General features: G+C 54.5%; 2 protein-coding genes. Both read left to right on the top strand.

Features of this window, described 5'->3' with window-relative positions; translation table 11 throughout:
- The coding region (locus ACZ9XP_RS18075) for a proton-translocating transhydrogenase family protein (RefSeq protein ID WP_465188974.1) at nucleotides 1–123 on the top strand (123 nt) is incomplete at its 5' end.
- 12 nt (nucleotides 124–135) lie between these two features.
- Nucleotides 136–255, top strand: a 120-nt coding sequence (locus ACZ9XP_RS18070) for an NAD(P)(+) transhydrogenase (Re/Si-specific) subunit beta (RefSeq protein ID WP_465188975.1), incomplete at its 3' end; no start/stop codon positions are given.

The following is a 255-nucleotide window of genomic DNA, read 5'->3' as shown; positions in this document are numbered from 1 at the left end:
AGCCAGATCACCGTGACATCGGTGCTGGGCACCATCGGTATCTTCCTGGCCAGTATCAACATCTTCGGTGGCTTCATGGTCACCCAGCGCATGCTCGACATGTTCAAGAAGAAGAAAAAATAAGGGGTACAGCAGATGGAGAACGTATCCGCAGTACTTTACCTGGTGGCAGCCGTGCTGTTCATCCTGGCACTGAAAGGCCTGTCCTCGCCCACCACGGCGATTCAGGGTAACCGCTACGGCATTATCGGCATG

Source organism: Vogesella perlucida (genome assembly GCF_979366545.1).
The sequence above is the reverse complement of the archived record's forward strand: the minus strand, read 5'-3'. Positions and strand labels throughout refer to the sequence as shown.